The sequence below is a fragment of the Variovorax sp. LjRoot175 genome (genome assembly GCF_964253805.1).
GTDB lineage: Bacteria > Pseudomonadota > Gammaproteobacteria > Burkholderiales > Burkholderiaceae_C > Variovorax.
In genome coordinates, this window is the sequence record NZ_CAXURY020000003.1 from 452368 (window position 1) to 469597 (window position 17230).

Consider the following 17230-nt stretch of genomic DNA (forward strand, 5'->3'; position numbering starts at 1 on the left):
ATCTCTATCGTCGGATCAACGGGCGCCCAGGCAAGTGGCCTACTCAGGTCGGATGCCCTCAAAGGCCTTTTGCAAGAGTTCCCTGATCTCGCCTCGCTGTGTTGCACCGACCTCTCGCGGGTTCCAATACGGGTTGCCCACAACGATCTCCGCCGCGCGGTCCAGATCATCCTCTTTCATGCCGATGTCGCGCAGCGCCACCGGCGCACCGTTGCATAGCCCTAGGTCGAACAGAGCTGCGGCGGCACTGCCGTGTCCTTGCGCTCCAAGTGCACGCCGGATGCGCGCCATGGCTTCCGGCACCGCCGGCGCGTTAAAGGCGATGGCATGAGATAGCACTACCGTGTGCACCTCGGCATGAGGCAGGTTAAAGCTGCCGCCCAGGGTGTGGCACAGCTTGTGGTGCAGCGCCATGCCCACGTTGCCCAGCACCGTCCCGCACAGCCAGGCACCATACAGCGCATCCCCGCGCGCATCGATATCGTCACTGCGCCGAAGGATGGCCGGCAGTGCCCTGGCCAGTGCACGGATGCCTTCCTCGGCCATCAGGTCCATCACCGGATTGCCGTCGCGCGCGTACAGGCCTTCGGCCGCATGCGCGATCGCGTTCATCCCGCTCGTCACGCTCATCGCCACAGGCAGCGTCAGCGTCAACTCCGGGTCGTAGATCACGGTGCGAGGCAGCACGCGCGCGTCCTTGCCGGTCTTCTTCAAGCCGCCCTCAGTGATGCCATAGATCGGCGTCATCTCGCTTCCCGCATAGGTCGTCGGGATGGCCACGATTGGCAAGCCGGAATCCAGCGCGATGGCCTTGCCCAGTCCGGTGGTCGAGCCGCCGCCGATGGCAACGGCGCAGTCCGCGCCCAGGCGGCGAGCCTCCTCACGGGCCTCGCGTGCGGTCTCGATGGGCACATGCATGACAGCGCGCGCGAAAACGCCCGCCGCGCGGCTGCCAAGACGCTCGGCCACGCGCTGCGCATGACCCTGCTGCTCGGGCGTGGACAGCACGAGCGCGCGGCGCGCCCCGAGCAGTTCGATCTCGCGCTCCAGATGCGCCAGGGTCCCGGCGCCGAACACCACCCGCGACGGCTGGCCGTTGTAGACGAATTCCTTCATGCGATCCCCAATGCATCGTGCTCAGCCCAGGCTCAATCGGCCTGGACTTCGTAATCCACCTGGTGCCTGGCGATGCGGACGCCAGCCAGCTCGTCGCGCACCCGCAGATGTTCCGGATGCATCGCATACGCGGCCAGTGCTTCCCAGGATTCGAACTCGCTGTACAAGACGACGTCGCAGGCATAGTCAACTCTGCTTGCATCCTTGCCGACTTCCAGGTGGAGCAGCCCTGGAACACGGCCACGCAGGCCATGGAAGCAACTTCGCAGACGCTCGATGTTTTCCTGCTTCTCCTCGGCCGTGGCGCCTTTCACGTTCCACATCACGATGTGCCGGATCATGATGCACCCTCTTTGGGTCGCAGCGAGGGCGGGTGATCAGGCATCCGCAGCGCCCTGCTTGGCGGGGTTCAGCACGAAGTCGTACTCAACGATGTAGGAGCCATCGGATTGCTGTTTCCAGTCGGCGATCAGCGAATGACGCACACCGAACACGGCATCCGAATCCAGGTACTGATCGTCGCTGCGGAACACGTGCGTGATCAGCTTCTCGTAGCCTTGCGCCTTGATCAGGAAGTGCAGGTGCGCGGGACGCCAGGGATGCCGTCCGGTGGCCTGGAGCAGGTCGCCCACCGGGCCATCATGCGGGATGGCGTAGGGGACTGCCAGGATTGAGCGGAAGTGGTAGCGACCCTCACTGTCGGAGTGCACGATGCCGCGCGCCTGTGCATGGCCGATCTCGGGGTGCTGCACGTCGTACAGGCCGTCCTCATCCGATTGCCAAACGTCCATGTGCGCGTTGGCGACCGGCTTGCCGTCAATGCCGCGAACCGTGCCGCGCACAAGGCACGGGATGCCTCGGGCGCCATTGGAAATGTCCGCACCGAGCTCGTAGTGCGGCGCCCCTTCCACGTGGAAGGGCCCGAAGACGGTCGCCTCGGTGCAGCCTGCAGGCTTGCCGTTGTTCTGTGCCACCGTCAGCATCGACAAGCCCAACACGTCCGACAGCAGGATGAACTCCTGGCGTTTGTCGTCGGTGATGTGCCCGCAACGGGTCAGGAACTCGATGCCCTTGAACCACTCCTCCTCGGTCAGCTCCACCTCGCGCGCAAAGGCGTGCAGGTGCTTCACAAGACTGTCGAGCACGCGCCTGAGTCGCGGGTCCGCCGTCTGTGCCTGCCGCTCAAGCACGGCTTCGGTGATGGTGTGATGGTCGAGATTGCGCATGATCGCTCTCAGTCCAGCTGCAGCTGGGCCCGCTGCGCGACCGTACCCCACTTGGCGAAGTCCTCCTTGCTGCGCAGTTGAGCCTCCTGCGAACTGAACCCCTCCACTCGCAGGTCCATCTCTGCCAACCTGGCCTTCACGCCCGGAGCTTGGAGCGCGGTACGCACGTCGCGCTGGATTTTCTCGACGATAGCGATCGGAAGGCTTGCTGGCGCCATCAGCGTCTCGAAGAAAGTCGCGTCGAAGCCGGCATGTCCGCTCTCAGCGACCGTCGGAACGTCAGGCAACAGCCCCGATCGATCCTTTCCGGAGACGGCAATTGCCCGCAGCCGCCCGCTCTGGACATGGGGCAGGACGATGGAGGAGACGATGAACCCACAGTCGACGTGGCGCCCCATCACGTCTTGCGCGGCGGGGCCGGGACCTTTGTAGGGAACATGGGTGAGTTTGGTTCCGGTCGTCGCCAGCAGCATCTCCATTGCCATGTGGCTCGGTGTCCCTGCACCACCGGAGGCATACAGCCGCGTCGACGGGAGCTGGACGAACTTCCCGAACGACGTGATCTCGGCGGCTGGATTGCACACCAGCGTCTGGTTGAAGCTTGCGAAGTAGGTCACGGGTTTGAGCGAAGCCCGCAAGTTGAAGCTCAGCTTCTTGTACAGGTGGGGATTGATGGTGAGGATCGTGTCCGGTCCCACGAGCAGGGTGTGTTCGTCCTTGGCCTGCGCGACTTCTCCGGCGGCCAGATTGCCTCCCGCCCCTGTCTTGTTCTCGATGACCACCGGCTGGTTCCAGGCGGCCTGCAGCGCCGGCTGTATCAACCTGGCGATCACGTCGCCCGGCGTGCCCGGCGGAAATGCCGCTACCAGCCGGACCGGCTTGGCAGGCCAAGCCTGCGCGAAGGCCGAGGGCGCGATCGCCAAAGCCATTGCAAGGGCCGAAAGCCGAAGAAGCTGGGTGGTGGCTTTCATGCCGGATCTCCTCTCGTCGCATCGACGGAAATTGTTGACGGTGTTGACGGTGTTGACGGTGTTGAAGGTGTTGAAGCGGCATGCGGCGCCGCGCCGCTCGGCCTGCCGGTGACGCGAGACAACACGCCTGCCGCATCGTCCGGGGCTGCACCGCGCCACGCGACGATCTGGTCCGGCCGAATCAGTGCAAGCGGCGCTTCATAGAGTTCGCGCAGGGAAGCCTGCGGCAGCCGCACCACGCGCAGGTCGATCGCCAGCGTCCGGGCCGCGGCTTCGAAGGTCTCGGTAGCGGGGAAATCGGGCCCCAGCGCCAGCAGGGTCCATTCGGCGTGGAACAGATCGAACAGCGAGCGTCCGTCGTCCAGCCAGGCGTGCGGTGGCCGGCCGCCGGGACTGGCGGTCGGCGTGTAGGCATTCGGCTCGTCGGGCGGTAGCGCAGCGCCGTCGCCGACGACGATCGGCGAGCCGTCGTATCGGCCGCCGAAGGTCACTCCTGGGATATTGAACTCGAGGCGGGCGTGCTCATTGAAGTGCAGGCCCGCGAGTCGACGCTCGGCATCCCCATGGACGGAGGCTTCTTCCAGCTCGGGCTTTGCCGCGAAGAGTCCCACCGAGTCGGCGAACTTGCGCGCATAGCCCGTGTTGCGTTCGGCCAGCGGCCTGCGCTCGGCTTCGTAGCTGTCCAGCAGCGCCAGCGGCGCCTGGCCGCGAATCACACTCGCCAGCTTCCAGCCCAGATTGACGGCATCTTCGACGGCGGTGTTGTAGCCCAGGCCGCCGGTGGGCGTGAACAGGTGGGCGGCGTCGCCGGCGATGAAGACCCGGCCCTTCTGGAAACGCTGGGCGACCAGCGCGTGCCCGGCGAGCCAAGTGCCCATCGAGAGGATCTCGATCGGCATCTCGAGGCCCACCGCCTCGGCAAAGACGCGGCGCGCATCGGCCTCGGTCCAGCCTTCGGCGTCTTCGCCGGGACGCAGCGCCGCATGGAAGGCGTACTCGGACACGCCGTCCACCGAGGCCATGAAGGCGCGCCTTTCATGGTTTACCGCTACGTACATCCAGGCCTTGGGATGGTGCAGTACGGAGAGGAAATGGGGCGCGCGCAGGTAGATGGCAAACATCTTGCCCCCCATGAACTCGCGCTGGATGCCGGTGACGCCGCCCCACTCGATGCCCAGCTGTTGCCTGACGAAGCTGCGCGCGCCGTCGGCACCGATCAGGAACTTCGCGACCACGTCCTGCGCCGGACCTCCGTCGCTGGGCTGCACCGTGGCGCTCACCGAACCACCGTCATCGCTGAACCGTTCCAGCCGCCAGCCATAGCGCACATCGGTGGATGGCCAGGCCTGCGCATGGCGGCGCAGGGCTTCCTCGACGAACTTCTGCGACACGCGATGCGGCAGCTCGGCCGCACTCCAGGACCCCGTCATAGACTTGATCCTGACCGTGGCCTCGGCGGCCGTAGGCAGGCTGATGCGCGCCAGTTCATGCCCGGCGAAGCGTGTGAAGTAGGCGATGTCCGTCGGGTGGTCGGCGGGCAGTCCCAGCGCTCGGATCTCGTGCGCGAAGCCCAGCCGGCGGAAATGCTCCATGGTGCGGGCCTGCGTTGCGTTCGCCTGCGGGTTGAAAGCCGTGCTTGGCTTTGCGTCGACCAACAGGCAACGGATGCCACGGCGACCGAGCTCGTTGGCGAGCATCAGGCCGCACGGGCCGCCGCCGGCGATCAGGACGTCCGTGGCGATGAGGGGAGGGTGGCCGGTGGCAGGCCGGGGAGTGGCGATCATCGGCTGTCTTTCTTCTTCATGCATCAGTCGGCGCGAATGCCGCGCTCCCGGATCACAGCGCCCAAGCGCTTGAAGTCGGCCGCGCCCTTGTCGCCGAAGGCTACAGGCGTCAGAGGCTCCGGCACGTTGCCGAGGGCTTCGATGCGTGTCCTGACCGCCGGTCTAGCCAGTGCGCGGTTGACTTCGGCATTGACCCGCTCGATGACGGCGGGCGGGGTGCCGGCAGGGGCGTAGAGGCCGAACACGGCATCGGCGTCGAGGCCCTTCAGCCCGAGTTCGTCGAGCGTCGGAACCTCCGGCATCTGGGGGGCCCGCTTGAGGCTTGCCACCGCCAGCATGCGCAGCTTGCCGGTCTTGACGTGCTGGATGCTGATTCCCGGATCGAAGAGGAAGTCGATCTGCCCGCCCAGCAGGTCCGTCAGCGCGGGTGCCGCGCCACGGTACGGCACGTGCACCGCCGTGGTCCCTGTCCGTGCCTTCATCATTTCGGCCGCGAGATGGGGCGAACTCCCGTTGCCGGGCGAACCGAACGATCGCCTGTCGGGGTTCGCCTTCAGGTCGGCGATCAAGCCCTTGAAGTCCTTGATCGCGCTGTCGGCACGAACCACCAGGTAGAACGGCACGCGTGCAACGGACGCGACCGGGACGAGATCCTTCGCCGGATCGAAGGGCATCTTCGCGTAAAGGTGCGGATTGATCGACACCATGCCGCCGGAACTCATCAGAAGCGTGTAGCCATCGTGGGGTGACTTGGCGACGAACTCGCCACCGAGGTTGCCCCCGGCGCCGCCCTTGTTCTCGACGAGCACCGGTTGCCCGAGCGCTTCCTGCAGCGGCGCGCCGATCGCGCGGGCCAGCTGGTCGGCCGCGCCGCCGGGAGCAAAGTTGGCGATGATCTTGATCGGCTGCTTCGGCCAGTCCTGGGCCTGGGCTGTGGCGCACGGTCCGAGGCTGAGGGCGAGCGCCGCGGTTGCGAGCAGGGATTTCATGAGCTGTCTCCTGCGCTTCATCAGAACGGATAGTGGCGGTCGGTGGTCTGCACCGTGAGCCACCGCAGTTCGGTGAAGGCGTCGATGCCGGCCTTGCCGCCGAAGCGGCCGTAGCCCGAGTCCTTGACCCCCCCGAAGGGCATCTGCGCCTCGTCGTGCACGGTCGGGCCGTTCACGTGGCAGATGCCCGAGTCGATGCGATTGGCCACCTCCCAGGCACGGGCGATGTCTCGCCCGAACACCGCTGCGGACAGCCCGTAGGGGTTGTCGTTGGCCACGCGCACCGCCTCGTCGACGCCGTCGACACGCACCACCGGCTTCACGGGACCGAAGCTCTCTTCATGGTAGATGCGCATCTGCGGAGTCACATGGTCGAGCAGCGTCGCGGGCATCAGCGTGTTCTCGGCCTTGCCGCCGCACACGAGCTTCGCGCCCTTGGCAAGGGCATCGTCGATCAGCGCATTGCAGCGCTCGACGGTGCTCGCATCGACGACCGAACCCAGCACCACCGGCCCCTTGCGCGGATCGCCCAGCGGCAGCTGCGTGGCCTTGGCGGCGAGCCTGTCGACGAAGGCGTCCGCGATGCGGCGGTCCACGATGATGCGCTCGGTGCTCATGCAGATCTGGCCGCTGTTGGCGAAGGCGCCGAAGGCGGCGGCGTTGACCGCGGCATCGAGGTCGGCATCGTCCAGCACGACGAGCGGGGCCTTGCCGCCCAACTCCAGCACGGCCGGCTTCAGGTATTTGGCGCAAGTCAGCGCGATCAGCTTGCCGACGCGGGTGGAGCCCGTGAAGTTCACCCGGCGCAGTGCCGGGTGCGCCACGATCGCTTCGACCACATCGGCTGCATCCGCCGGGGCATTGGTCACGAAGTTGACGACCCCGGGCGGGAAGCCCGCATCCTTGAACGCCTCGACGATCAGGCCGTGCGTGGCCGGGCTGAGCTCCGAGCCCTTGAAGACCACCGTGTTGCCGCAAGCCAGTGGTGTGGCGATCGCACGCACCCCGAGGATCACCGGTGCATTCCATGGGGCGATGCCAAGTACCACGCCGGCCGGGCGGCGCAGGCCCAGCGCCAGGCTGCCAGGCATGTCGGAAGGGATGACCTCGCCGCCGATCTGGGTCGTCATGCCGGCAGCTTCCTGCAGCATGCCGGCCGCCAGATGCACGTTGAAGCTCGCCCACGGAGCGGCTGCGCCGGTCTCCGCTGCCATTGCATCCGTCAGGGCCTGCGCCTTGGCTTCGATGGCGTGTGCCGCCTTCAACAGCAGCGCCCTGCGTTCGCCCGGGCCGGTGCGGGACCAGGCCGGAAACGCGGTAGCGGCTGCCTCGACCGCGGCCACAGCGTCAGCTGTCGTGGCGGCGGGTGCGATGGTGGCCACCGTACCATCGAGCGGGTTGCGGCGTTCGAATGTGGCATTGTTCTCGGCCTGCCGGGACTCGCCGTTGATCAACATCGAAATCGTGCCCATGGTCTGGTCTCCTTGATAGTTGGGGGAAAAGTGAAAAAACGTCAGGCCACTTCGACCTCGACCAGCATCGGTGCGATCGATTCCAAGGCCTGGCGCAATGCCGGACGCAGCTGCTCGGCCGCCTCGACGCGCAGCCCTTTCAAGCCTTGCGCGCCAGCCAGCGCGACAAAATCGAGATCGGGCAGGTCGGTGCCCGGAACATGCTCGTCGGGCCGGTAGCCGAAGATCCGGGCGAACTCATACAGCGCCGCGTAGCGGCGGTTCTTCAGGATCACGACCGTCACCGGCAAGGCCAATTGCGCTGCACTCCACAGCGCCTGGATGGCGTACATCGCCGAGCCATCGCCCACCAACGCAATGACCCGTGCGCCGGGCTTGCCCAGTGCCACCCCGACCGCGGCCGGAAGGCCATAGCCCAGGCCACCGCTGCACATGGTGTAGAAGGTTTCCGACTCGAAGATCGGCAGGTGGCCGTGCATGATCGGCCGTGCGCTGGGCGCTTCCTCGACCACGATGCTGTCGCGCGCGCGCAGATCGGCCAGCGTTTGCAGGACCCACGCAACCGGCAGGCGTTCGTCGGGCGCAGGCTCTGCAACGCGCGATGGCCGCACATGGGGAGATGGCGCCGCACGATGCCGTGGCGTGCTCTGTTCGAGCAGATCCAGCAATCCGAGGCGGATGCTGCCGACCACGGAGGTTCCTGTCGGCGCCCAGGCCGCGACCTGAGGATCGTCCGTCAGCTGCACCAGCTCCGCTTCTTCAGGAAGGTGCGGCCCGTGGCCCGGGACATGGTAGGTGAACGCCGGAGCACCGAGCGCGAAAACAAGGTCGTGGCCGGCGAGCCGATCGACGATGCGCTCGCGCATTGGCGGCAGAAAGCCTCCCCACAGGGGATGATCTTCCGGGAAGCTGCACCGGCCCGACATGGGGGCGACATACACACGCGCGTTGTGCCGCTCGGCCAACTGGACCGTCTCTTTCCAGGCCTCATCGCGATCGACCGCCGCACCAACCACGAAGGCCGGGGAGCGGGCGACATCGATGGCCGCGGCAATGCGCGCGAGAAGGTCCGGATCCGGGCGCAGGTGGCGACTGACCTCTCGTGCATCGACCGGCAGGGTCTGGACGTCCCAGTCGTCCGACGGGATCGAGACCAGCACGGGACCGCGCGGCGGCGTCATCGCGATGTAGTAGGCGCGCGCAATCGCCAGCGGGACGTCTTCGGCTCGCGCCGGCTCGACGCTCCACTTCACGTAGGGCCTCGGCAACTCGGGCGCCTGCGTGGAGCCGAGGAAGGGCTCGAAGGGCAGGATCGACCGCGCCTGCTGGCCGGCCGTGATCACCAGCGGCGTGCGGTTGCGAAAGGCCGTGAAGATGTTGCCCATCGCATGGCCGACGCCGGCGGCGGAGTGCAGATTGACGAACGCCGCGTTGTGCGTGGCCTGCGCGTACCCATCCGCCATGCCCACGACCACGGACTCCTGCAGCCCGAGCACGTAGCGGAAATCTTCCGGAAAATCGATGAACAGCGGCAGTTCCGTCGAACCGGGGTTGCCGAATACGCTGGTCATGCCGAAGGCGCGCAGCAGCCTGAAAACGGCATCCCGCACGGTCAGGGTACTGCCCGCCACGAGGGCTTCTTGCGCGGGTGGCTTGACGCGTTGATCCATGAATGCTCCTTGATGGAATCAGGGAGTTTTGCGGGTTTGGCTGTATCCATCAATACAATGGAATGACTAGAAGAAAATAAGCATCATGCATAGTGAAAAACTGGACATGAACTTGCTTCGCCTGTTCGAAGCGGTGTACCGCCTGGGTAGCGTCAGCCGCGCTGCCGATGCGCTGGGACTGTCCCAACCGGCCGCCAGCCAAGGGTTGACGCGACTGCGGCTCGCCCTGGGCGATGCGCTGTTCGTGCGCGCCAACGGGCGCATGCGGCCGACGCTGCGGGCGGAGCGGCTGGCAAGCGTCGTACAGCCGGCCGTGGCCGCCATCGAGGATGTGCTGCGAGACGAAGACACGTTCGATCCGTCGCGCTCGCGCATGACCGTTCGGCTGCACATGAACGACATCGGCGAGGCCCGGTTGCTGCCGGAACTGATGGCGGCCTTGCACCGCCAGGCACCCGGCATGCGGGTGCATACGACCCCGCTGCCGCACGGGGAGATCGCCGATGCCCTCGAGACCGGGGCCATTCATTTCGCGCTCGGCTTTCTGCCTTCGGTCAGCGGAACGGAGCGCGTCGAGTTGCTGCGCGACCGCTATGCGGTGGTGGTGCGGGCCGGACATCCGATGGCGAAGGCCTCGAACGCGTCGGATGTGCGCATGACGATCCAGGACTTGCGGCGCCTGGAATACGTGGCCGTCCGCTCGCACTCGGAGACCTTCCGCATCCTGCAGCAGCTCGGCCTTGATGGCAGGCTGGTCTTGAACTCGGCGCACTTCCTTGCGCTGCCGGCCATCATTGCGCGCACGGATTTCGCCGTCGTGATGCCGCAGGCGATCGCGCGCAGGTTCATCGAGCCGAAGCGCTACGTGGTGCTTCCGGCGGAGCTTCCCCGCAGCACCTTCACGGTGTCGATCCACTGGAGCCGCCGCTTCGAGTTGGATCCGGCACACCATTGGATCCGAAATCTCTTTGTCGGCCTCTTCAAGGACAAAGGACGCTGATGGCGGGGTGCTGCGCCCTCGTGGAGGTGTACTGCAGTTGCTGCAGGAGGCTTTCGGCCAGATGCGAGAGACCTGCGCGATCGGCGTGCCCGTACACCACGAAGTCAGGCCGCATCAGAACAACATCGGCGTCCAGCGACTTCAGAAAGGGAGCATATACGCCGTCGACATCGAGCACATGATCGCCCTGGCTCACGCCCGACGGCGGCGCCAGCTCGACGAACCGGACACCGACTGCCTGAAGCGCGGCCCTGAGGTCGGCCGGCAATTCGTCTGCGACCTCGGCGTTTGTGACAAGAGCGAAATTGAACCCCACATGCTCGTCGAAGCGCATCGTCCGACCGTCCACCGTGATGCGGCCCTGTGGTGCCAAGCTTCCCGCTTGCCGCATCGGTTTTCCGTCGACGGCTCGGGCCAGAACGCCGTCGGCAAGCACCGGGAACTTGGGTTTCGGTGTGAGATGGAATTTGAACAGAAGATCCCGCACCGCTGCCTTCACGGGGTTCGAGGTGTTGGCCACCACTCCCAGCGAACGCGAGTCCAGCATGTTCTGCTGGGCGTGCGGCCGACGTTCCGATTCGTAAGTGTCGAGCAGGCTCGTGTCGGTCAGGCCGCGAAGCACGAGATCGAATTTCCACGTGAGGTTGGCGGCATCGCGCACGCCGGAGCACGCGCCTTGGCCCAGGTACGGTGGATTGGTGTGTGCAGCATCTCCGGCCAGAAAGACCGACGGCCCACGTCACCTGGGTCGCGCGGCTGAAAGCCTTCAAATGAGCTAGTCCGGATTCAGTACCGCACTCAGTCGCCTTCGCAAGCCGCCGGGCGATGCGTTGTTTGTCCGCTCGGGACCTGGAATGCGCCCGACACCACGGGCGGTGACGATGGCCAAGACAGACGCGTCATGCTCGATCAGGTCGACAAGGACGTCCTTGGCAGCGGCGCGTTTGACCCCGGAAACAGCGAGACCAGTTTTCGTGTATCGATGCCGGATTCGGCCGTATCGACCCTGAAACGCTTTGGTGAGTTTCATAGGACACAAAGTGTCCTATAATGACGTTCGTTCATCAGACCGGCTGGATCGCCGTTATCAAGGAGCGTCTACATGCTTGCTGCCGCAGACCACCCACCGCAGCTCGAAGAACGGCAAGTCGTTCCTGCCTGGACGGGGGTCGTTCGACATCTGCACGTCACGCCCCGCGCCTTCCTTCCCATGGAGGCGTTCGACGAGCTGATGCTCGTGGCCGGCAAGGGCATCGAGGGGGACCGATACATGATCGGCCGGGAGTCCGGCTTCTACTCCCACAAGCCGGAGGAGGGACGACAGATCACGCTGTTCGAGATCGAGACGCTCGAAGCCCTGGCACGCGATGCAAAAATCCAGATGCTGCCTGAGGAGCATCGAAGAAACGTGACCGTACAAGGTGTGCCGCTCAATCATCTCGTCGGCCGCCAGTTCTGGGTGGGGGAAACGCTTCTCGAGGCAACCCGGCTGTCCACGCCGTGCCGCCACATCGAGGAGGTCCTCGGCAAGGCCGTGTTCGATCCATTGATCAATAGGTCGGGGCTCAACTGCCGGATTCTGAAAGGCGGCGTCATCCGCGTGGGCGACGCCGTCCGAGAGGTGTGACATGCCGAAGGCGATCAAGCATCTCCAAGCTGTCGTTCGGGAAATCGATGAGCCCCTACCGGGCGTCAAGCGGCTGGTATTGACAGATCAGGACGGTTGGCGCTTGCCTGCGTTCAGGCCCGGAGCGCACATCGACCTCCATTTGGCCAATGGGCTCGTACGCACCTATTCGTTGTGCAACGATCCCGCCGACTGCAGGAGATACGTTGTTGCAGTGAAGCGCGAAGAGGAGGGGCGCGGCGGGTCCCGTCACATACACGACGAGGTCCGTGCCGGCGAAGTGATCGGTGTTTCGGTGCCTCGAAGCGGGCTGGAGCTCTCGCCCACCGGGATGAACATCTTTGTTGCTGGCGGAATAGGCGTGACGCCGTTCGTCTCTGCGATTCTGGCGCTGGAGCGCGAGGGGAAGACGAACTACGAGCTGCACTGGGCCAGCATGGGGCATCCGAGCCTGATCGACATGCTGGGGCCAGCGGTCAAGGGCGGACGTGTCCATCTCTACAACACGCTCGAGGTCAGTCCGCCAAACATCCAATCTCTCCTGGAGGCCTTTGGCCAGGATGCGAAGGCATTTTGCTGCGGACCCGCGGGGATGCTCGATGCATTCGAGTCTGTCGTCGCTAAATGGCCCGAAAGCCGCAAGCATGTGGAGCGATTCACCGCACCGAAGTTGGTTCCTGCCCTGAAGGCACGACCCTACAGCGTGGTGCTGGCCAGGAGCGGACGCGAATTGGTGGTCCGGCCCGAGGTGGGCCTTCTGGCCACCTTGGAAGCGGCGGATACCGATCTCTCGGTGTCGTGCGCTGGTGGCATCTGCGGCGCTTGCCGCACGCGCTGGATCGAAGGGCCGCCGATCCATCACGATCGTGTGCTGAGTCCTCAGGAGCGCGCACATGAAGTGATCGTATGCGTTGCGGGGTGCGCAGGGCCGCGCCTGGTGCTCGATCTGTAGGCCGTGGCTCTGGAACGCAGCAGGCATGCCGCGCCGCGCCCGGTCGAGACGACGGTCGAGATACTCGTGCCAGAATCGGGCCCCGCAGCAATTTCCAGTGGGTTCCGGGCAGCAGAGCAGCCTGACCTGAACCCGTTCAAAGCCTTGGCACTACACCTGAAGTACCTGCGCGTCCAAAGCGGGCTGACGCTAGAGAATCTCGCTCGAGATTCGGGGCTGACGCGCAGCTATTTGTCAAAGATCGAGCGCGGCGTATCCACGCCCTCGATCGAGTCGGCGCTCAATATTGCCAAGGCCCTGGGTGTGACGGTGGACCGGCTCTTCGGGCAACAGTCGGAGGAAGACGTCGTTTCCATCGTCCGGGGCAATGGATCTATCGCGGGAGATCCTACGACGCATCTCTCGCTGGTCGCAGGGCTGCGCAACGATCGCGTGATGCGGGCATTTATCGTGCGGCCGGGAAAAACGCAGAAGCGCGGCCGGATCATGAGCCACCATGAGGGCGAAGAAATCCTCTTTGTTCTGACCGGCCACATCGAGATGCAAATCGGGGCACGCAAGGAGCGCCTGGAGCCCGGCGACTGTGTGCAGTTCGACTCCACGATTCCGCACAAGCTGACCGCGCTCACCGACGAACCAGCTTCGGCCCTTGTCGTGATTGCCGCCACCGCATAGGTCCGACAGAGGCGCGGTTCGCGCCCGGCACCTTGGCTCCCGGCCTCAGCGAAGCGACGTCAGCACCCCGTCCGAAGAGAATCGCCTCAGCGTTGGCGCCGGTTTCAGCGGCGCCCCGGTGAGTTGCTGCACGGATTCGAGCGAGGCACCCTCGAAAAGCGCCTGCACGACGAATCCATTGCCGGTGACGTCGATGATCGCCAGGTTCGTGAACACCTTGGCCACGACCCCCACCGCCGTGAGCGGCAAGGTGCAGCGCTCGACCAGGCGCGGCTGGGCGTCGCGCGTGGTGTGCTCCATCATCACCCAAATCTGCTTTGCTCCCACCGCGAGATCGATGGCCCCGCCGATGGCCGGCGGCGCACCGTTCAGATCGCCGGTGGTCCAGTTGGCCAAATCGCCGTGCTGTGAAACCTGGAACGCACCCAGGATGGCGATGTCGAGGTGCCCTCCGCGCATCATCGAAAACGACAGGCTCGAGTCGAAGAAGGATCCGCCACGGGCGAGGGTGACAGGCATCTTCCCGGCATTGATCAGGTCCAGGTCCTCCTCTCCCACGGCTGGCTTGGGCCCGACGTTGAGAATGCCGTTTTCGCTGTGAAGCATGACCGAGGTATCGGAGGGAAGATAGTCCGCCACGCTCGTCGGCGCTCCGATGCCGAGGTTGACGAACCCTTGTTTCGGAAGCTGGTTGGCGACCAGGCGGGCGAGCTCCAGTCTGGATAGCGAGTTCATGCGTGCCTCGAGAGAAATACGCGGTCGACAAAGATGCAGGGCGTGATGATGCCCTCCGGGTCGAGCTCGCCGGGTTCCAGGAGTTCGTCGACTTCCACTGCAACCACCTCGCCGGCGGTAGCCATCACGACCGAGTGATTCCGTGCCGTCTTGCTGTAGTTGAGGTTGCCGAGCACATCGGCCTGCCGGCCCTTGAGCAGCGAGAACTGAGCGCGCAAGGGCTTCTCCAGAAGGAACTCGCGGCCATCGACCACGACCTTCTGCTTGCCCTTTTCGAACACGGTGCCCACACCCGTGGGAGTGAGGAATCCGCCGAGGCCCGCGCCCCCGGCGCGGATGCGCTCGACCAGCGTGCCCTGCGGAACCAGCTCGAGTTCGACCTCGCCGGCTCGGTATTGATCGGCGAACACGTCCGCACTTCGCGGGTAGGAGCAGACGATTTTCCGGACGATGCGTGCACCGAACCACAGCGAAAGATCCTGGCCGCCGGAGCCTGCATTGTTGGAGATGACAGTCAGTTCGCGCACGCCCAGGTCCAGCACCGCCTCGACCATCCCGCGCGGAACGCCTGCGCCGCCGAAGCCCCCGACCATCACCGTATCTCCGTCGCGCAAGCCCTCGACGGCGGCGTTCGCATCCTTGACGACCACACTCCTCATTGATCAGATTCCTTCTGCATGGGCGAAGGCCCATAGTCTTTGGCCAAGCCCTTGGCTATGCGGTCGAGCAGCATCTGGTTGGTGCCGTCGCCGAATGCCGCCAGCCGTGTTTCGCTCGACAGCATGGCAAGGCGGTGATCGGCGCTCGCGCCCACAGCGCCCATTGCGCGCTGGCACTGGTCGTGCCCCCAGGTGGCGACGTCGACTGCGAACTTCTTCGCCTGCGCGGCCAGCGTCAGTGCCGCCTTTCCTGTTTGCACGGCAATCGCCGCGCGCAGGACGAGTGCATTGGCCGCCTCCAGGCGCAGGGAGACCTCTGCGAGCTCCCACCCGAGTCCCTGGTGCCTGAGCAGCGGCTTGCCAAAGGCTTGCCTTGTTTCCGCGTAGCCAACCGCTTCCGCCAAGGCAGCCCTGGCTGAGGCCACGCACATCGCCGCGACGTGAACGCGTGCGGCATTGACCGACGCCATGGAAGACTTGAACGCCTGCCCCGGCGGGTCGAAGAGACACCAGTCGGGAACGAAATGGTCCTGGAAGATCAGGCGGGACAGCCGGAAGGACTGGGCGCCAGGCATGACGAGCTCTTCCCTGCGCAGCGTCGGCCCGTCTGCTAGCGGCACCAGAAAAGAGGCAGTCTCGCCGGCTTCTTTTCCGATGGGATCAACTCTCGCGAGCAGGTTGGCGCATTGGATGATCGAACCGTTGGTGACCCATGACTTCGTGCCGCTGATGAGCCATCCGCCGTCCACGCGCCGTGCCTTCGTCTTCAGTGCGCCCAGGTCGCTGCCGCCGTCGGGCTCCGACATGGCGGGGGCGCACAGCGTTCGCCCGCTCAGCATGCCGTCGAGGAACTCGGCACGTTGCTTCTCGGAGCCGGAGCGCGCCACGCGTGTCACGGACCCTTGCAGGTTGTTGATGGCGAAGGCGGCCGCAAACCCATGCTCCGCCATCGCCTGCGCCACGCGGATCTTGCAGATGAACGAAGCATCGTGGCCCCCAAGCTCGCTTGGCGTTTGAAGTCCCAGGAAACCTTCCTTTGCCCACCTGTCGATCCACGAGACATCGTAGGCGCGACCCTGCGTGTGCGATTCCAGAAGGTGGACGCTGAATTCGCCGCGGCAGAAGTCGCTTGCGGCCTGCACGAGCGCTCGTTCCGCCGCGGACAGTCTCTCGTCGTAGAGGTCGTAGAAGTTCATCGCGTTCGAACGCTCTCTGTCGGGCCGCTCAGCGGGCCAGGGGGGTCTTCAATGTCTTCGCCCAATCGTTCCAGAACACGATCTCCTTGGCCACCTGCTTGGTATAGAGCTCGGGTGTCGACTCCTTCACCGGAACCGCGCCGAGCGTCTCCAGCTGCGCCAGGAACTCGTGATTCGCCACAATCTTGTCGAGCGCCGCCGCTAGCTTTTGAATGACTGCGCTCGGAGTGCCGGCAGGAGCTGCAATGCCGAACCAAGGCGAAAGGTCGATCGGCTTGCTGCCGGCTTCCTGGAGCGTCGGGAGATCCGGAAACGCGGGCGAACGCTCCGGCGCGGCGACTGCCAGGGCCTTGATCTTTCCGGCGCGGATGTGCTGGGCGACGGTCGCCTCGGTGAAGAAGCCGACCTGTACCACGCCGGCCATGAGGTCGGTGATGGGCTGCGCACCGCCCTTGTAGTTCACGAACGTAAGCTGCGTGCCGTTGCCTGCGTCGAAGAGCGTTCCGCCGATGTGCGATGTAGCGCCGAAGGTGCCCCCGAAATTCAGCTTGCCGGGGTTCGCCTTGGCGAAGGCGATGAGTTCCTTGACGCTGTTGACCGGCACGTCGGGATTCACCACGACCAGGTTTCGCTGCTTGGCGACATTCCTGATATAGGCGAAGTCCTTGAACTGGTCATAGGAAAGCGTTGCGTTCAGGGCTTGACCGCGCGTCTGCGAGGACTCCACCGCAACGAGCAGGGTGTAGCCGTCCGGCTTCGACCTGGCGACGGCTTCGGCACCGACGACGCCGCCGGCGCCGGCGCGGTTGTCAATGATGATCGTGCCATTGAGTTCCTTGCCCAGTGCTTGTGCGATGACGCGGGCAATGATGTCCGTGGGCCCACCGGGCGGGAAAGCCGCAACGAGCTTGATCGGCTTCGACGGATACGGCTCGTCCGCCAGCGCCGGCGCGATAGCCAGGCAGGCGACGCCGGCGGCGACAAGCCATTTTCTGATTGAGTTGAGCTTCATTGGGCTTCCTTCTGCAAAAGGTGAGGAGGTGATGAAAGTATTGCGGTCAAGGACACATTGTGTCAATTAGGACTCGTCCTAGGGTTTGCGAGCAAGAGTCGGGCCCACGATGAAACCGGCGAGATCGTGGATCTCACGCCCATTTC

18 protein-coding genes are annotated in these 17230 nt (G+C 65.1%); 4 read left to right on the top strand and 14 right to left on the bottom strand.

Annotated features, from left to right (window positions below; genetic code table 11):
- Positions 1-39: 39 nt before the first annotated feature.
- Genes ACSQ89_RS40020 through mdlC form a run of 8 tightly spaced genes read right to left on the bottom strand, consistent with a single transcriptional unit; the run spans position 40 to position 9228 of the window.
- On the bottom strand, positions 40-1116 hold the full coding sequence (locus ACSQ89_RS40020; RefSeq protein WP_436297677.1) for a maleylacetate reductase: 1077 nt from the start codon (positions 1114-1116) through the stop codon (positions 40-42).
- A gap of 32 nt (positions 1117-1148) precedes the next feature.
- On the bottom strand, positions 1149-1457 hold the full coding sequence (locus tag ACSQ89_RS40025) for a Dabb family protein (protein WP_436297678.1): 309 nt from the start codon (positions 1455-1457) through the stop codon (positions 1149-1151).
- Positions 1458-1493: 36 nt separating this feature from the next.
- Positions 1494-2342, bottom strand: coding sequence for an intradiol ring-cleavage dioxygenase (locus ACSQ89_RS40030; RefSeq protein WP_436297679.1), 849 nt, complete (start codon positions 2340-2342; stop codon positions 1494-1496).
- Between the two features lie 8 nt (positions 2343-2350).
- Complete coding sequence (locus ACSQ89_RS40035; protein ID WP_436297680.1) at positions 2351-3313, bottom strand: Bug family tripartite tricarboxylate transporter substrate binding protein; 963 nt, start codon at positions 3311-3313, stop codon at positions 2351-2353.
- Positions 3310-5097: an FAD-dependent oxidoreductase gene (locus tag ACSQ89_RS40040; protein WP_436297681.1), complete on the bottom strand. Its 1788-nt coding sequence runs from the start codon at positions 5095-5097 to the stop codon at positions 3310-3312. Before ACSQ89_RS40040 ends, ACSQ89_RS40035 begins: the two co-directional genes overlap by 4 nt.
- A gap of 23 nt (positions 5098-5120) precedes the next feature.
- A complete protein-coding gene (locus tag ACSQ89_RS40045; RefSeq protein WP_436297682.1) occupies positions 5121-6086 on the bottom strand; it encodes a Bug family tripartite tricarboxylate transporter substrate binding protein in 966 nt (321 codons plus the stop codon).
- Positions 6087-6106: 20 nt separating this feature from the next.
- Positions 6107-7558: an aldehyde dehydrogenase gene (locus ACSQ89_RS40050; RefSeq protein WP_436297683.1), complete on the bottom strand. Its 1452-nt coding sequence runs from the start codon at positions 7556-7558 to the stop codon at positions 6107-6109.
- A 41-nt stretch (positions 7559-7599) separates the two neighbouring features.
- Complete coding sequence (mdlC, locus tag ACSQ89_RS40055; RefSeq protein ID WP_436297684.1) at positions 7600-9228, bottom strand: benzoylformate decarboxylase; 1629 nt, start codon at positions 9226-9228, stop codon at positions 7600-7602.
- Positions 9229-9313: 85 nt separating this feature from the next.
- Here mdlC and ACSQ89_RS40060 point away from each other — a divergent pair, with 85 nt between their 5' ends.
- Positions 9314-10228 carry a LysR family transcriptional regulator gene (locus ACSQ89_RS40060; protein WP_436297685.1) on the top strand — a complete coding sequence of 305 codons (915 nt, stop codon included), beginning with the start codon at positions 9314-9316 and terminating at the stop codon, positions 10226-10228.
- Here ACSQ89_RS40060 and ACSQ89_RS40065 read toward each other — a convergent pair.
- A complete protein-coding gene (locus ACSQ89_RS40065) occupies positions 10209-10949 on the bottom strand; it encodes an FAD-dependent monooxygenase (RefSeq protein WP_436297849.1) in 741 nt (246 codons plus the stop codon). The genes ACSQ89_RS40060 and ACSQ89_RS40065 overlap by 20 nt on opposite strands.
- A gap of 54 nt (positions 10950-11003) precedes the next feature.
- Positions 11004-11258 (bottom strand): hypothetical protein, encoded by a 255-nt coding sequence (locus tag ACSQ89_RS40070; protein WP_436297686.1) that lies wholly within the window; start codon positions 11256-11258, stop codon positions 11004-11006.
- Positions 11259-11330: 72 nt separating this feature from the next.
- Between ACSQ89_RS40070 and ACSQ89_RS40075 the strand changes: the two genes are divergently transcribed.
- The 3 genes from ACSQ89_RS40075 to ACSQ89_RS40085 are packed head-to-tail and all read left to right on the top strand — an operon-like array spanning position 11331 to position 13482.
- Positions 11331-11855 (top strand): MOSC domain-containing protein, encoded by a 525-nt coding sequence (locus ACSQ89_RS40075; RefSeq protein ID WP_436297687.1) that lies wholly within the window; start codon positions 11331-11333, stop codon positions 11853-11855.
- Between the two features lies 1 nt (position 11856).
- Complete coding sequence (locus tag ACSQ89_RS40080; RefSeq protein WP_436297688.1) at positions 11857-12807, top strand: PDR/VanB family oxidoreductase; 951 nt, start codon at positions 11857-11859, stop codon at positions 12805-12807.
- Positions 12808-12810: 3 nt separating this feature from the next.
- On the top strand, positions 12811-13482 hold the full coding sequence (locus ACSQ89_RS40085) for a helix-turn-helix domain-containing protein (RefSeq protein WP_436297689.1): 672 nt from the start codon (positions 12811-12813) through the stop codon (positions 13480-13482).
- Positions 13483-13527: 45 nt separating this feature from the next.
- On the opposite strand, the gene ACSQ89_RS40090 is transcribed toward ACSQ89_RS40085, so the two are convergent.
- From ACSQ89_RS40090 to ACSQ89_RS40105, 4 genes are read right to left on the bottom strand one after another with little or no spacing between them, the layout of a single operon-like run.
- Positions 13528-14217: a 3-oxoacid CoA-transferase subunit B gene (locus tag ACSQ89_RS40090; protein ID WP_436297690.1), complete on the bottom strand. Its 690-nt coding sequence runs from the start codon at positions 14215-14217 to the stop codon at positions 13528-13530.
- A complete protein-coding gene (locus ACSQ89_RS40095) occupies positions 14214-14876 on the bottom strand; it encodes a CoA transferase subunit A (RefSeq protein ID WP_436297691.1) in 663 nt (220 codons plus the stop codon). The genes ACSQ89_RS40090 and ACSQ89_RS40095 overlap by 4 nt, the downstream gene beginning before the upstream one ends.
- Positions 14873-16072 carry an acyl-CoA dehydrogenase family protein gene (locus ACSQ89_RS40100; RefSeq protein ID WP_436297692.1) on the bottom strand — a complete coding sequence of 400 codons (1200 nt, stop codon included), beginning with the start codon at positions 16070-16072 and terminating at the stop codon, positions 14873-14875. The genes ACSQ89_RS40095 and ACSQ89_RS40100 overlap by 4 nt, the downstream gene beginning before the upstream one ends.
- Positions 16073-16100: 28 nt before the next feature.
- Positions 16101-17084, bottom strand: coding sequence for a Bug family tripartite tricarboxylate transporter substrate binding protein (locus ACSQ89_RS40105; RefSeq protein WP_436297693.1), 984 nt, complete (start codon positions 17082-17084; stop codon positions 16101-16103).
- Between the last annotated feature and the right edge of the window lie 146 nt (positions 17085-17230).

Bases quoted from the DNA above. Each gene is read 5' to 3' on its own strand.
- ACSQ89_RS40090 (WP_436297690.1), bottom strand. From the start codon at position 14,217: ATGAACTCGCTATCCAGACTGGAGCTCGCCCGCCTGGTCGCCAACCAG.
- ACSQ89_RS40100 (WP_436297692.1), bottom strand. From the start codon at position 16,072: ATGAACTTCTACGACCTCTACGACGAGAGACTGTCCGCGGCGGAACGA.
- ACSQ89_RS40060 (WP_436297685.1), top strand. From the start codon at position 9,314: ATGCATAGTGAAAAACTGGACATGAACTTGCTTCGCCTGTTCGAAGCG.
- ACSQ89_RS40070 (WP_436297686.1), bottom strand. From the start codon at position 11,258: ATGAAACTCACCAAAGCGTTTCAGGGTCGATACGGCCGAATCCGGCAT.
- ACSQ89_RS40030 (WP_436297679.1), bottom strand. From the start codon at position 2,342: ATGCGCAATCTCGACCATCACACCATCACCGAAGCCGTGCTTGAGCGG.
- ACSQ89_RS40020 (WP_436297677.1), bottom strand. From the start codon at position 1,116: ATGAAGGAATTCGTCTACAACGGCCAGCCGTCGCGGGTGGTGTTCGGC.
- ACSQ89_RS40025 (WP_436297678.1), bottom strand. From the start codon at position 1,457: ATGATCCGGCACATCGTGATGTGGAACGTGAAAGGCGCCACGGCCGAG.
- ACSQ89_RS40075 (WP_436297687.1), top strand. From the start codon at position 11,331: ATGCTTGCTGCCGCAGACCACCCACCGCAGCTCGAAGAACGGCAAGTC.
- ACSQ89_RS40105 (WP_436297693.1), bottom strand. From the start codon at position 17,084: ATGAAGCTCAACTCAATCAGAAAATGGCTTGTCGCCGCCGGCGTCGCC.
- mdlC (WP_436297684.1), bottom strand. From the start codon at position 9,228: ATGGATCAACGCGTCAAGCCACCCGCGCAAGAAGCCCTCGTGGCGGGC.
- ACSQ89_RS40050 (WP_436297683.1), bottom strand. From the start codon at position 7,558: ATGGGCACGATTTCGATGTTGATCAACGGCGAGTCCCGGCAGGCCGAG.
- ACSQ89_RS40040 (WP_436297681.1), bottom strand. From the start codon at position 5,097: ATGATCGCCACTCCCCGGCCTGCCACCGGCCACCCTCCCCTCATCGCC.
- ACSQ89_RS40035 (WP_436297680.1), bottom strand. From the start codon at position 3,313: ATGAAAGCCACCACCCAGCTTCTTCGGCTTTCGGCCCTTGCAATGGCT.
- ACSQ89_RS40080 (WP_436297688.1), top strand. From the start codon at position 11,857: ATGCCGAAGGCGATCAAGCATCTCCAAGCTGTCGTTCGGGAAATCGAT.
- ACSQ89_RS40045 (WP_436297682.1), bottom strand. From the start codon at position 6,086: ATGAAATCCCTGCTCGCAACCGCGGCGCTCGCCCTCAGCCTCGGACCG.
- ACSQ89_RS40095 (WP_436297691.1), bottom strand. From the start codon at position 14,876: ATGAGGAGTGTGGTCGTCAAGGATGCGAACGCCGCCGTCGAGGGCTTG.